Below are 14,273 nucleotides of genomic sequence, written 5' to 3' on the forward strand. Positions count from 1 at the left end.
ATGGAAGCAACACGCCTGTGTCCATACTGCCTGCAGCCGCTGCCCGGAGCAGCACAAAGCTGCCCGCACTGCGGCAAAAGCTTTGCCGGGCGCAACCCCGGCGGCACCCTGCCGGTGGGCACCGTGCTGGCCGGGCGCTACACCGTAGGGGAAATGCTGAGCATCGACGGCGAGGGCATCCTCTACCGCGGCGCAGAGAATCTGGGCCGTTTCCGGGTGACCATCAAGGAATATCTGCCCATTACCCTCACGGCGGAGCGCACGGCAGAAAGCACCCTGCGGCCCAAGACCGGCAGTGAGGTGCTGTTCAAGACCACCCGCATGGATTTTGCGGACCTGTACCGCTCCATCCAGCGCATCACTCCGGCCAATGGTCTGGAAGCCGTGCTGGATGTGGTGGAAGCCAATAACAGCGTTTACGCCATTCTGGAAAATCTGGGCGGTACCCCGCTGGATCAGTGGCTGGAAAACCACCCCGGCACCATCCGCCCGGACGATGCCTGCACCATGCTGCAGCCGGTGTTTGAAGGCGTAGCCGCCATGCACAAGATCGGTCTGGTGCACCGCGGTATCTGCCCGGAGAACATCCGCGTGATGGAAAACGACCGCTGCCGTCTGGCAGGCTATGCCACGGTGGGCCTGCGCACGGCGGGCAGCGGCCTGCGCGAACAGCTGTACGAAGGCTATTCCGCCCCGGAGCAGTATTCCACCGCAGAGTTCGAGGGCCGCTATACCGATGAATACAGCCTTGCGGCCGTGTTCTACCGCATGGTGTGCGGGCAGGCCCCGGTGCCTGCAGCGCAGCGCATGGTGGCAGACTCCAACCCACGCGCAAAATCGGTGAACGGCAGCCTGCCGCTGTACGTCTCGCAGGTGCTGCAGCTGGGCCTGCGCCTGCGGCCCATGGAGCGCATCCAGACCGTGCCGCAGCTGTATCAGGCCCTTTCTTCCAAGGAATACACCGCCGAGCTGACCCGCACCATGAAGCCGGAGACTCCGGTGCGCACAGCCCAGCCGGAGCCGGAACGCAAGGAGCATCTGCTCAGCTTAAAAGCGCTGCTGGCGGGCATCGTGATCCTGCTGTCCATCCTCATTCTGCTCACGCTGTGGAGCGTGCTGAGCCAGCACATCCACCAGCCTGCCGCGTCGGCTGCGGAGTCGGAACCGGCCAGCAGCGAGGTGATGGTGCCGCAGAACCTTGTGCCGAACTTTATTGGCATGGACTACACGCAGGTGCAGAACAACCGGGAATATACCAGCATGTATCTGTTCTACGTCACCGAGGAATACAGCGATACCGCCCCGGCGGGCCAGATCATCCAGCAGGAGCCGAGCGCGGACACTGTGCTCAAGGCAGGGGAGACCATACGGCTGGTGGTGAGCAAAGGCCCGCAGATGGCCGAGATGCCCAATATCATCGGCTTTACGCAGGATGGCGCGGTAAAGGAACTGGAAGCCCGGGGCCTTGTGGCCAGCTGCTTTATGGTGGTGAACGATGGCTCCTATGCATCCGGCTGCGTGGTGCGTACCAGCGAGGAGCCGGGCACCAAGGTGGAAGTGGGCACGGTGATCACCGTGTATATTGCGGCAGACCCCAGTGTGCAGATCACGGTAACACCGGAGGAACCCGCCGCTACCGAACCCACCACGACAGAGCCGGCCCCTCCGGAAACAACAGATCCTACCCCCACGGAACCGGAACACAATACAGACTAAAAAACAAAAGCAGAAGCGGGAGCCTTGCAAAGGCCCCCGCTTCTGCTTGTTTAGGATAGGAAAGAGAATGGCTTAGTTAAAGGTTGGTGTAGCCCATCAGGTAGCGGTCTACCTCGGCGGCGCAGTCGCGGCCTTCGCGCAGGCCCCACACCACAAGGCTCTGACCGCGGCGCATATCGCCGCAAACGAACACCTTTTCCACGTTGGTCTTGAAGCTGTGGTCTGCCACGTTGCCGCGGGCGGTCAGCTCCACACCAAATGCATCGGCCACGTAGCTTTCGCAGCCGGTAAAGCCTGCGGCGATGAACGCCAGCTGGCAGTTGTAGGTAAATTCTTCACCGGTGGGCACCATGCTGGTACGGCCGGTCTCGGGGTTCCGTTCCGGCTTCAGGTAGGAGATGATAGCACCGGTCAGATTGCCTGCATCATCCTTCAAAAATTCCTTCACGGTGGTCTGGTACACGCGCGGGTCCTTTCCAAACTTTGCAAGGCACTCGGTCTGGCCGTAGTCCACCTTCAGCACACGGGGCCACTCCGGCCACGGGTTGGAGGCTGCACGCTCCTTGGGCGGCTGCGGCATCATTTCCAGTGCCACCAGATCGGTGCAGCCCTGCCGCAGGGCCGTGCCCTGACAGTCGTTGCCGGTATCACCGCCGCCGATCACCAGAACATTCTTGCCCTTGGTATCGATGGCCTTGCCGTCCGCGAACTGGCTGTCCAGCAGACTTCTGGTCACGCTGGTCAGGTAGTCCACGGCAAAGTGCACGCCGTTTGCATCGCGGCCGGGCACATTCAGGTCGCGGGCCTTCTTGGCACCGCAGCACAGCACCACGGCATCGTAGCCGTTCAGCAGCTCTTCGGCGGCAACCGCCCCGCCCACATCCATGTTGGTGCGGAACTCCACGCCCTCGGCCTGCATGATCTTGATGCGGCGCTCGATGACGGATTTGTCCAGCTTCATGTTGGGAATGCCGTACATCAGCAGGCCGCCCACGCGGTCGGCACGCTCGAACACAGTCACGGCGTGGCCGCGCTTGTTCAGGTATTCAGCCACCGAAAGGCCGGAGGGGCCGCTGCCCACCACAGCTACGCTCTTGCCGGTGCGGGAGGGCGGCGGTGCGGCGTGCAGCCAGCCCTTGGCGTAAGCCGTTTCGATAATGGCGTGCTCGTTCTCGCGCACGGTCACGCTGCTGCCGGTCACATCGCCGCAGGTGCAGGCCGCTTCACACAGGGCAGGGCACACCCGGCTGGTGAACTCCGGAAAACGGTTGGTGGCCATCAGCCGATGCATGGCCAGCTCCCACTTGCCATGATAAACAAGGTCGTTCCACTCCGGGATGAGGTTATTCAGCGGGCAGCCGGAGGCCATGCCGCCGATCATCATGCCGGCCTGACAGAAGGGAACACCGCAGTCCATGCAGCGTGCTGCCTGCGTCTGCTGCTCCTCGCGGGAGAGCCAGACATGAAATTCGTTAAAGTTTTCAATGCGTTCCAGCGGCGGAACATCCGTGCTGGTTTTGCGCGTATAGTCGATAAATCCAGTTGTCTTACCCATGACGCTGCCCTCCTTACTTCTTCTTCTGCACCGTGTAGAATGCTTCGATCTGCGCCTGCTCGCCGTCCAGACCGCGCTCCTCAACGGATGCGATCACACGCAGCATACGGTCATAATCGTAGGGCAGAACTTTCTTGAACTTGGGCAGGAATTCGCTGAAGTTGTCAAGGATCTCTTTGCCGCGGGGAGAGCCGGTGGCCTCCACATGTTCGCGGATCAGCTCTTTCAGGGTGGCAACATCGTACTTGTGCTCCACAGGCTCCAGACTGACGGTCTCCTTGTTCACGCGCTGGTAGAAGTCCCAGTTCTCGTCCAGCACGTAGGCGATACCGCCGGTCATACCGGCTGCAAAGTTCTTGCCGGTCTGGCCCAGAACCACCACCGTGCCGCCGGTCATGTACTCGCAGCCGTGGTCGCCAACGCCCTCCACAACGGCGGTGGCACCGCTGTTGCGCACGGCGAAGCGCTCACCGGCCACGCCGGAAATGAACGCCTTGCCGCTGGTAGCACCGTACAGGGCCACGTTGCCGGTGATAATGTTCTCCTCGGGCTTGAACGTGATGCCCTTGGGCGGGCGCACGACGATCTTGCCGCCGGAAAGGCCTTTGCCCATGTAGTCGTTGCAGTCGCCCACAAGGTCCAGCGTCAGGCCGCCCGGGATGAAGGCACCAAAGCTCTGGCCGCCTGCACCCACACAGTGGGCGGTGTAAACATCATCCGGCAGGCTGTTGCCGTATTTGCGGGTGATCTCGCTGCCAAAGATGGCACCAAAGGCGCGGTCGGTGTTGGAGACATCCAGCGTCACGCTCTGGGCATTCTTGCTGCTGAGCTTGAACTTCTTCATCAGCACCTTCATATCGAGGGTATTTTCCAGATGGAAGTCGTAGGTGTCCTCCTTCACGAAGTGAACATTGCTGTTCTCGATGGCAGGGTTGTGCAGGATGCAGTCGAGATCCATCTTGGAAGCGCGGCTGCCGGGTGCGGCAGGCTTGACCTTGAGCAGGTCGGTGCGGCCCACCAGTTCATCGATGGTGCGCACGCCCAGCTTTGCCATGTACTCGCGCAGCTCCTCGGCCACAAAGGTGAGGTAGTTGATGATGTATTCCGGCTTGCCCTTGAAGTTCTTGCGCAGCTCCGGGTTCTGGGTGCAGATGCCCATGGGGCAGGTATCCAGATTGCACACACGCATCATCACGCAGCCCTCGGCCATCAGCAGGGTAGTTCCGAAGCCGAACTCCTCTGCGCCCAGCATACAGCTGATGGCAACATCGCGGCCGGAGAGCAGCTTGGAGTCGCTCTCGATGCGCACGCGGGTGCGCAGGCCGTTCAGGATCAGGGTCTGATGGGTCTCGGCGATGCCCAGCTCCCACGGCAGGCCAGCGTGCTTGATGGAAGTACGCGGTGCTGCACCGGTGCCGCCGTCGTAGCCGGACACCAGAATGACCTGTGCGCCGCCCTTGGCAACACCGGCCGCAATGGTGCCAACGCCGGCCTCACTGACCAGCTTGACATTGATGTTGGCGCTGCGGTTGGCGTTCTTCAGGTCGTAGATCAGCTCTGCAAGGTCCTCGATGGAGTAGATATCGTGGTGCGGCGGGGGAGAGATCAGGCCCACACCGGTGGTGCTGTGGCGGGTCTTTGCGATCCACGGATATACCTTGGCACCGGGCAGGTTGCCGCCCTCACCGGGCTTTGCGCCCTGTGCCAGCTTGATCTGGATCTCTTCCGCAGAAACGAGGTATTTGCTCGTTACACCAAAGCGTGCGGAAGCCACCTGCTTGATCTTGGAATTGCTCTCGCTGTGGTAGCGCTCTTCGGGTTCGCCGCCCTCGCCGGTGTTGCTGCGGCCGCCCAGACGGTTCAGGGCGATGGCAATGGTCTCATGGGCTTCGCTGCTCAGGGCACCGTAGCTCATGGCTGCGCCCTTGAACCGCTTGACGATGGAGCTTACCGGCTCCACCTCTTCCAGCGGGATGCCGCCGTCAGGAGCATAGTTGAAGTCCAGCAGGCTGCGCAGATGCACGCCGTCAGCACCCATATTGTCCACGGTGCTGGTGAACTGCTTGAAAGCCGAGTAGTCGTTCGTCCAGCAGGCTTTCTGGAACAGGTGGATGGTCTGGGGGTTGAACAGGTGTTCTTCCTTGCCGCTGCGGAACTTGTGTGCGCCGCTGTCGGCCAGCTCCATGTTGATGTCCAGACCCAGCGGGTCGAAGGCTGCGTTGTGCTGGGCTTCCACATCGGCCTGAATGTCCGAAAGGGTAATGCCGCCCACACGGCTCACCGTGCCGGTGAAGTATTTGTCGATGACATCCTTGGAGATGCCCACAGCCTCAAAGATCTGGCTGCTCTGGTAGCTCTGGATGGTGGAAATGCCCATCTTGGAGGCGATCTTCACAATGCCGCTGAGGATGGCGTTGTCGTAGTCCTCCACGGCTGCATAGTAATCTTTGTCCAGCAGGCCTTCGTCGATGAGCTGGCCGATGGTCTCATGTGCCAGATAGGGGTTGATGGCGCAGGCACCGTAGCCCAGCAGGGTGGCAAAGTGGTGCACCTCGCGCGGCTCTGCACTTTCCAGGATTAGGGCCAGTGCGGTGCTCTTCTTGGTGCGGATCAGGTACTGCGAAACCGCGGAAACAGCCAGCAGGCTGGGAATGGTCACGTGGTATTCATCCACATCGCGGTCAGAAAGGATGATGATGTTTGCACCATCCTTGTAGGCGCGGTCGACCTCCAGAAATACACGGTCGATGGCCTTTTCCAGACTGGTATTCTTATAGTAGTTGATGGACACCGTGGCTACCTTGAAGCCGGGCACGTTCATATATTTGATCTTGAGCAGGTCGGTGCTGGTCAGGATGGGGTTGTGCACCTTGAGCACCTTGCAGTTCTCGGGCTTGTCCTCCAGAAGGTTGCCGTGTGCGCCAATATACACGCTGGTGGAAGTGACCACCTTTTCGCGGATGGCATCGATGGGCGGGTTGGTGACCTGCGCAAAACGCTGCTTGAAGTAATTGAACAGCGGCGGATGCTGGTTGCTCAGCACAGCAAGCGGGGTGTCGGTGCCCATAGCGCCGGAAGGCTCTGCGCCTGCCCGTGCCATGGAGAGGATCATGGTGTTCACATCCTCATACTTGTAGCCGAACACCTTTTGCAGGCGGGTGAGCTGATCGCCGGTGTAGCTTTCCACCTTCACGTTGGGAATTTTCAGTCTGGCCAGCTCCACAAGGTTGCGGTCGATCCACTCGCCGTAAGGCTCACGGCTGGCGTAGAACTCCTTGAGCTTTTCGTCGTCCACCACTTCGCCCTTCACGGTGTCCACCAGCAGCATTTTGCCGGGGCGCAGACGATCCTTGACCAGAATATTATCCGGCTCGCATTCCAGCACACCTACCTCGGAGGACAGGATCATGCGGCCGTCCTTGGTGATGTAATAGCGGCTGGGGCGCAGACCGTTGCGGTCCAGCACAGCGCCCATCACGTCGCCGTCCGAGAAGAGGATGGCAGCGGGGCCATCCCAAGGCTCCAGCATGGTGGCATAATACTGGTAGAAATCGCGCTTTTTCTGGCTGATGTTTTTGTTGTTCTCCCACGGCTCGGGAATGGTGATCATCACGGCCAGAGGCAGATCCATGCCGTTCATCACCATGAATTCCAGCGCGTTATCCAGCATGGCGGAGTCGGAGCCGGAAGTGTTGATGATGGGCAGGATCTTGTTCATGTCGTCCTGCATGATGGAGCTGGAGATGCTCTCTTCACGGGCCAGCATGGCATCCGTGTTGCCCTTGATGGTGTTGATCTCGCCGTTATGCAGGATGAAGCGGTTGGGGTGTGCGCGCATCCAGCTGGGGTTGGTGTTGGTGGAGAAGCGGCTGTGCACCATGCCGATAGCGGATTCATAATCCTCGTCCTGCAGGTCGGTATAGAACAGGCGCAGGTCGTGCACAAGGAACATGCCCTTGTACACGATGGTGCGGCTGGACAGGCTGGGCACATAAGTGCCGTTGCTGGCCTGCTCGAACACGCGGCGCACAATGTACAGCTTGCGGTCAAAATCGATGCCCTTGCTCACCTTGGCGGGCTTTTTGATGAAGCACTGCCAGATAGCAGGCATACAGTCGCGGGCTTTCTGGCCCACGGCATCCGGGTTCACGGGAACCTTGCGCCATGCCAGAAATTCGAGGCCTTCCTTGCGGGTGACCACCTCGAACAGCTTCATGGCCTGCGCACGCAGGTGTTCGCTCTGAGGGAAGAAGAACATGCCCACACCGTACTCGCGCTCGTTGCCAAGGCTGATGTTCAGTTCTTCGGCCACCTTGGAGAAGAACTTGTGGCTGATCTGCAGCAAAATGCCCACACCGTCGCCGGTCTTGCCCTCGGCATCCTTGCCGGCACGGTGCTCCAGCCGTTCCACAATGGCCAGTGCATCGTCCACGGTCTGGTGGCTTTTGCGGCCCTTGATATCCACCACAGCGCCAATGCCGCAGGCATCGTGCTCAAACTGTGGATCGTACAGACCAAGGGTGTTTTTCTGCTCTGTAAAGTTTTCCATAGACTTTCCCATCCTTATCTAAAATCCTCACCGGTGCGGCACCCTCCGCATTTTGACAAAAAAGAAAAAGCGCCCCGCAAGGGCATACTTTACCCTTGCGGAACGCCTTTGTTCCGGTACTTATTATTATAGCGAGCCGTGAAGAATCTTCAAGTGACAGCTGCACCAAATATGACAACTGCTTTACACCACTTCTTGTGCGAAACGCCGCGCACGGCGGTCAGTTGTAGCTATAGTGAGAACAGTGCAGGCTCAATGTCTGCCCAGAATGGCCTGCAGGTCGGCTTCCGGGGTGGCAATGGGCTTGAGACCGTACCGTTCCTGCAGGGTGCGCACCACCCCCGGCGAGAGGAACGGGGGCAGGGTAGGCCCCAGCCGGATGTTCCGGATGCCCAGCGCCAGCAGCGCGATGAGGATGCACACGGCCTTCTGCTCAAACCAGCACAGCACCAGCGAGAGGGGCAGGTCGTTGACGCCGCAGCCAAAGGCGTCGGCCAGCGCCAATGCGATGCGGATGGCGCTGTAGGCGTCGTTGCACTGGCCCACGTCCAGGATGCGGGGCAGGCCGGTGCCCGGCACGGTGCCAAGGGGCAGGTCGTTCAGGCGGAACTTGCCGCAGGCCAGGGTCAGCAGGATGGTGTCGGGCGGGGTAAGGCGGGCAAACTCGGTGTAGTAGCGGCGGCTGGGCCGGGTGCCGTCGCAGCCGCCCACCAGAAAGAAGTGCCGCAGCTTACCGTCCCGCACCGCCTGCACGATCTCGTCCGCGTGCTGCAGCACGGCGGTGCGGGCAAAACCGGTGGTCACCGTGGAGCCGCCGTTCAGGCCGGGCAGCAGGGTGTCCTGCGCGTAGCCGCCCAGCTCCAGAGCCTTTTCGATCACCGGGGAAAAGTCGCGCCCTTCGTCGATGTGGGGCACGCCGGGGTAAGCCACCACCGAGGTGGTGAACACCCGGTCGGCGTAGCTGGCGCGCAGGGGCATGATGCAGTTGGTAGTGAACAGGATGGGCGCGGGGATGTCCTCGAACTCCCGCTGCTGGTTCTGCCATGCAGTGCCAAAGTTGCCCTTGAGGTGGGGGTAGCGGCGCTTCAGCTCCGGGTAGCCGTGGGCGGGCAGCATCTCCGAGTGGGTGTAGACGTTGACGCCCCGGCCTGCGGTCTGTTCCAGCAGCTGCTGTGCGTCGTAGAGGTCGTGGCCGGAAATCACGATGAACGGCCCCTTTTCAATGGTCAGGGGCACCTGCACCGGTTCCGGATCGCCAAACGCGCTGGTGTTGGCCGCGTCCAGCAGCTCCATGCAGCGGTAGCTGGCTTCTCCTGTGGCCTGCACCAGCTGCCACAGGGCGTCGGTGGTCTGGCCGGGGTCGCCCACGGCCTGCAGGGCGGTACAGAAGAACCGGTCCAGCTCCGGGTCGATGCGGCCCAGCACTCGGGCGTGGTAGTTGTAGGCGGCCATGCCCCGCAGGCTGAACAGCACAAAGCATTTCAGGCTGCGCCGGTCGGCGTCCGGTTCCCGCCAGAGGGCCTGCATGTCGTAGTCCGGGCCGGTGCCGGGGCTGGCGTCGTGCACCCGGCGGGTCAGTGCGTCCACGGCGGCGGTGTCAAAGTTCACGTTGGTAATGGTGGTGAACAGCCCCTGCATCAGCAGCCGGGCCTGTTCCGGGGTCGGGCCGCGCCCCGCCGCGATGAGCTGCCCGGCAAACGCGATGAGCGCCCCGGTGAGCCGGTCCTGTGCGGCGGCTGTCTCGGCCGACTTGCCGCACACCCCCGCTGCGCCGGTGCAGGCGGTGCAGCCCGCCGCCTGCTCACACTGAAAACAAAACATCTGCTCGTCCATACAAAACTCCCTTTCTGCCATAAGATACTGCCAGTGTGGGCAGAGCGGGGCGGGGTTATACCAAAAAAGAGCCGCACCCCTGCGGGCGCGGCTCTTAGACGATGCGGTATGACTTAGTAGGTGATGCCCTGAGCCATCATGGCGGTAGCGACCTTCAGGAAGCCGGCGCAGTTTGCACCGACCATCAGGTTGCCCTCGGAACCGGCAGCCACAGATGCATCGTAGGAAGCATGGAAGATGCCCTCCATGATGCCCTTCAGCTTGGCATCCACTTCCTCAAAGCTCCAGCTCAGGCGCTCAGAGTTCTGGCTCATCTCCAGACCGGAGGTAGCCACGCCGCCTGCGTTGGAAGCCTTTGCAGGTCCGTACAGGATGCCGTTGGACAGGTAGACCTCGATGGCCTCCGGGGTGCTGGGCATGTTGGCGCCCTCGCACACGACGGTGCAGCCGCCCTTCACCAGAGCCTCAGCGGACTCCTTGTTGATCTCGTTCTGGGTTGCGCAGGGCAGGGCGATGTCGCAGGGGACAGTCCAGACCTTGCTGCAATCTGCAACATAGGTTACACCCTCGTGGGTCTCGGCGTACTCCTTGATGCGGCCGCGGCGGACTTCCTTCAGATCCTTGACGTAGGCCAGATCGATGCCGTTGGGGTCGTAGACGTAGCCGTTGGAGTCGGACATGGTCACGACCTTGGCACCCAGCTGGGTAGCCTTCTCGCAGGCGTAGATTGCCACGTTGCCGGAACCGGAGATGACCACGGTCTTGCCCTGGAAGCTGTCGTTGCGCATGCACTTCAGAGCTTCAGCGGTGAAGTAGCACAGGCCGTAGCCGGTAGCCTCGGTACGGGCCAGAGAACCACCGAAGGTCAGGCCCTTGCCGGTGAGCATGCCGCCCTGGAAGCTGTTGGTCAGGCGCTTGTACTGGCCGAACATATAGCCGACCTCGCGGCCGCCGACACCGATATCACCGGCGGGGCAGTCCACGAACTGGCCGATGTGGCGGTACAGCTCGGTCATGAAGCTCTGGCAGAAGCGCATCACTTCCATGTCGCTCTTGCCGTGGGGGTCGAAGTCGGAGCCGCCCTTGCCGCCGCCCATGGGCAGGGTGGTCAGGCTGTTCTTGAAGATCTGCTCAAAGCCGAGGAACTTCAGGATGCCCTGATTGACAGAGGGATGGAAGCGCAGGCCGCCCTTGTAGGGGCCGATGGCGCTGTTGAACTGTACGCGGTAGCCGCGGTTCACCTGAACCTTGCCCTGATCGTCTACCCAAGGCACACGGAAGGTGATGATGCGCTCCGGCTCGACCATGCGCTCGATCAGGCCGGCCTTCTCGTACTCGGGGTGCTTCTCAACAACGGGCTGGATGCTCTCCAGAACCTCACGCACAGCCTGCAGGAACTCAGGCTCGTTGGCATTGCGCTTTTCCAGACCTTCGTAAACGCGCTTCAGGTATTCATTCGTCAGCATAGTAGAATACTCCTTTTCCCAATTACTCTATAAAATTTGAAAAAGACGAAACCGCCCGGCACACCGCACAGCGGACGCGCTGCTAAAACGCTATGGGACGATCCCGGATTTCCATTCTTACACACCGGCCTGCTTATGGCTGCAGACCGCTTTATTATTATAAAGCATTTCTGTGGGTTTGACAATAGAGAGAAAGCAGAAAATGCTTCAAAAAACAGATGAAAAGTTGAAACCGCTTCACAAAACGAAAAATAAAAGAGAAAAACTGCACAGAACCTTGTTTTTTAAAGCGCTGACAGAACAAAAGAAATACGGAAAAGAATGTCTTTTCTCCATTTTGCTGCATTCCGCAGGCGCAGAAAGCCACATTTTCTGCAACCAAAAAGCCCTGCACCACGCAAACGGCACAGGGCAGAGAAACGATTTTTACTTCTTCAGCAGCTTTTCGCAGGCATCTGCGGCACCTTCCAGATATTCGCCGCCGTAGGTCTCGATCATACCGGCATCGGAAAGCGCAGCCAGCTGGGGGTCGATGGGACACTTGGCCAGCACGGGCAGGCCGTGCTTTGCAGCCACCTCATCCACATGGCTCTCGCCGAACACATTGATGTGCTTGCCGCAGTCGGGGCAGACGATGTAGCTCATGTTCTCCACAATGCCCAGCATGGGCACCTTCATCATTTCAGCCATGTTCACGGCCTTGGCCACGATCATGCTCACCAGCTCCTGCGGGCTTGCCACCACAACAATGCCGTCCACCGGCAGGCTCTGGAACACGGTCAGGGGCACATCACCGGTTCCCGGGGGCATGTCCACGAACAGAAAGTCTACGTCCTTCCAGACCACATCGGTCCAGAACTGCTTGACAGCACCGGCAATGACCGGGCCGCGCCACACAACGGGGTCTTCCTCATTTTCCACCAGCAGGTTGATGCTCATAACATCGATGCCCATGCGGCTCTGGATGGGCCAGCAGCCCTTGTCGTCGGCCATGGCGCGGCCATGGATGCCGAACAGCTTCGGGATGGAAGGGCCGGTGATGTCGGCATCCAGAATGCCGCAGTGGTAGCCGCGGCGTGCCATGGCGCAGGCCAGCAGGGCGCTGGTCATGCTCTTGCCAACGCCGCCTTTGCCGGACACAACGCCGATGACCTTTTTGACGCTGCTGTTGGGGTTGGGGGCATCGTGCTTGGGCGCTGCATCGCGGGAAGAACATGCTGCTCCGCAGCTGGAGCAGTCATGGGTACATTCTTCGCTCATTCTCTTTTTGCGCACGGCTGGCTCAGAGGCATTGGCCGTGTGCTTCCTCCTTGATCAGAATACGGCCATATAAAAGCCGCCCCTTTACTATACCATAAAAGTGCGCGGGAAACAACCCGCCGCGCCGCTCTGCTTTTGCATATCCTGTTCCGCCGCTTCATATGCTGGAACCGGAACATTCCGGCAGGAGGTGCGCCATGCGGCAGAGCTATTTGAAAAATGCGGCACTGCTCACCGGTTCAGACGTTGTGCTGCGGCTGGCCGGCATGGGCCTGCGCATCTGGCTGGCAAACGAGCTGGGCGGCGAAGGGATGGGCCTTTACCAGCTGGTGCTGGCGGTGTATTCACTGTTCGTCACGCTGGCAACGGCGGGCATCTCGGTGGCAGCTACCCGGCTTATGGCCGAGGAGCTCAGCGGCCCGGACTCTGCCCGCGGTGCGGCCCGGGGGATGCTGCGGCATCTGCTGGCGGCGGGGCTTGTGCTGGGGCTGTTTGCCGCCGCACTGCAGCTGGCAACAGCGGATCTTGCGGCCCGGTGCTGGCTTGGCGATGTCCGCGCTGCCGGCGCTTTGCGCGTTTCAGCGCTGGGAATGCCATGGATGGCAGTGTCTGCGGTCCTGCGGGGCTTTTTCATCGCCCGGCGGCATGTGGCCCCCAATGTGTTCAGCCAGCTTACCGAACAGACAGTGCGCATTGCGCTGGTAGCTCTGGCGCTCACCCGTACCGAGGGCCTTGCGGTGGGCGTGCGCTGTATGCTGGTGCTGGGAGCTACCGCCGTCAGCGAAGCGGTGTCGGCGCTGTGCATGCTGGTCTTTTACCGGCGGGATGCCCGCAGTGCCTTTGCGGGGCAAAAAGCCGTCTGCCCTGCAGACCCGGCCCGCCGTCTGTGGGAGATCCTGTGGCCGGTGGAGGGCGGGCGGGTGCTGGCAAGCGCTCTGCATACCGCAGAGAACATGCTGGTGCCCGCCTGCCTTGCGGTCTATCTGATCAACGCGGGCGGACGCACCACCGCGCTGGAGCAGTACGGAGAACTGAAAGGCATGGCTCTGCCGCTGCTTACGTTCCCATTTGGCCTGCTGGGCAGTCTTTCGGTGCTGCTGATGCCGGAGATCACGCAGGCTCATATTCTGGGCCAAACCGAACGGCTCAACGCACTTTTGAACCGGATGCTGCGGCTCACCGGCTATTTTTCCGCGCTGGCAGGGGTGCTGTTCTGGGTGTGGGGACGGCCGCTGGCACAGCTTTTGTACCAAAGTACGGATGCCGGATTTTATCTGGAAACGCTGGCTCCTGCCATGCCGCTGATGTATCTGGAAAGCATGGTGGACGGTGCCATGAAAGGGATAGGGGAGCAGAAGGCGGCCTTCCGCTACAGCGTGTGGGATTCCATCCTGCGCATTGGCGGGGTGGTGGCGCTGCTGCCGCGCTTTGGCATGAAGGGCTTTTTGGCAGTGATCCTGCTTTCCAGCCTGTACACCTGCGCGGCCAACACCGGGCATCTGCTGTTTTCCAGCGGCACGCAGCATGCATTCCGCCGCTGGCTGGGTGCACCGGCACTGGCAGCTGTGCTGGCCGCGGCGGCTGGCATGGCGTTGCGGAAGCTGCTTGCGGATGGGTTTGCGGCTCGGCTGCCTTTGCAGCTGGCCGCGTTGGGCGTAGGCGGCTGCGCTACCACAGGAGTGTTCCTGCTGGCGGCATGGCCGCTGGGCCTTGGAGAGGAAGCGGCCGCGCTCTGGGCTGCGCACCGGCCCGGCAGACCGAAAAAATAGAGGGAGTTTGGCAGCGGATTCAAATTTTCTGGACATTCTGCAGTGTTCTGAGTATAATATAAAGATAGGGCTGTCCGGTGTGCCGGATACTCTGTGAAACCGGAAGCTTTTCCGGCCAAAACTGC

7 protein-coding genes are annotated in these 14,273 nt (G+C 60.9%); 2 read left to right on the forward strand and 5 right to left on the reverse strand.

Annotated elements, in window-relative coordinates; all coding sequences use genetic code 11:
* Positions 1 to 1,716 (forward strand): PASTA domain-containing protein, encoded by a 1,716-nt coding sequence (locus DXA66_RS10760; RefSeq protein ID WP_118528833.1) that lies wholly within the window; start codon positions 1 to 3, stop codon positions 1,714 to 1,716.
* Between the two features lie 76 nt (positions 1,717 to 1,792).
* Here DXA66_RS10760 and DXA66_RS10765 read toward each other — a convergent pair whose 3' ends face one another.
* The 5 genes from DXA66_RS10765 to DXA66_RS10785 form a co-directional block, all read right to left on the reverse strand.
* Entirely contained in the window at positions 1,793 to 3,271 is a 1,479-nt protein-coding gene (locus DXA66_RS10765) for a glutamate synthase subunit beta (protein ID WP_118528835.1), read from the reverse strand.
* A 13-nt stretch (positions 3,272 to 3,284) separates the two neighbouring features.
* The gene (gltB, locus tag DXA66_RS10770; RefSeq protein WP_118528837.1) at positions 3,285 to 7,820 is read right to left on the reverse strand and encodes a glutamate synthase large subunit; all 4,536 of its coding nucleotides are present in this window, start codon (positions 7,818 to 7,820) and stop codon (positions 3,285 to 3,287) included.
* Positions 7,821 to 8,072: 252 nt separating this feature from the next.
* Positions 8,073 to 9,653 (reverse strand): hydroxylamine reductase, encoded by a 1,581-nt coding sequence (hcp, locus tag DXA66_RS10775; protein ID WP_118528839.1) that lies wholly within the window; start codon positions 9,651 to 9,653, stop codon positions 8,073 to 8,075.
* 113 nt (positions 9,654 to 9,766) lie between these two features.
* The gene (gene gdhA / locus DXA66_RS10780) at positions 9,767 to 11,119 is read right to left on the reverse strand and encodes an NADP-specific glutamate dehydrogenase (RefSeq protein WP_118528841.1); all 1,353 of its coding nucleotides are present in this window, start codon (positions 11,117 to 11,119) and stop codon (positions 9,767 to 9,769) included.
* 426 nt (positions 11,120 to 11,545) lie between these two features.
* The gene (locus DXA66_RS10785) at positions 11,546 to 12,379 is read right to left on the reverse strand and encodes an Mrp/NBP35 family ATP-binding protein (protein WP_044953699.1); all 834 of its coding nucleotides are present in this window, start codon (positions 12,377 to 12,379) and stop codon (positions 11,546 to 11,548) included.
* Between the two features lie 197 nt (positions 12,380 to 12,576).
* Here DXA66_RS10785 and DXA66_RS10790 point away from each other — a divergent pair, with 197 nt between their 5' ends.
* Positions 12,577 to 14,148 (forward strand): oligosaccharide flippase family protein, encoded by a 1,572-nt coding sequence (locus tag DXA66_RS10790; protein ID WP_118528843.1) that lies wholly within the window; start codon positions 12,577 to 12,579, stop codon positions 14,146 to 14,148.
* The last annotated feature ends 125 nt before the right edge of the window (positions 14,149 to 14,273 follow it).

Origin of the sequence: Faecalibacterium sp. OF03-6AC (assembly GCF_003478175.1) — a bacterium.
GTDB lineage: Bacteria > Bacillota > Clostridia > Oscillospirales > Ruminococcaceae > Faecalibacterium > Faecalibacterium taiwanense.

Bases quoted from the DNA above. Each gene is read 5' to 3' on its own strand.
- DXA66_RS10760 (WP_118528833.1), top strand. From the start codon at position 1: ATGGAAGCAACACGCCTGTGTCCATACTGCCTGCAGCCGCTGCCCGGA.
- DXA66_RS10765 (WP_118528835.1), bottom strand. From the start codon at position 3,271: ATGGGTAAGACAACTGGATTTATCGACTATACGCGCAAAACCAGCACG.
- gltB (WP_118528837.1), bottom strand. From the start codon at position 7,820: ATGGAAAACTTTACAGAGCAGAAAAACACCCTTGGTCTGTACGATCCA.
- hcp (WP_118528839.1), bottom strand. From the start codon at position 9,653: ATGGACGAGCAGATGTTTTGTTTTCAGTGTGAGCAGGCGGCGGGCTGC.
- gdhA (WP_118528841.1), bottom strand. From the start codon at position 11,119: ATGCTGACGAATGAATACCTGAAGCGCGTTTACGAAGGTCTGGAAAAG.
- DXA66_RS10785 (WP_044953699.1), bottom strand. From the start codon at position 12,379: ATGAGCGAAGAATGTACCCATGACTGCTCCAGCTGCGGAGCAGCATGT.
- DXA66_RS10790 (WP_118528843.1), top strand. From the start codon at position 12,577: ATGCGGCAGAGCTATTTGAAAAATGCGGCACTGCTCACCGGTTCAGAC.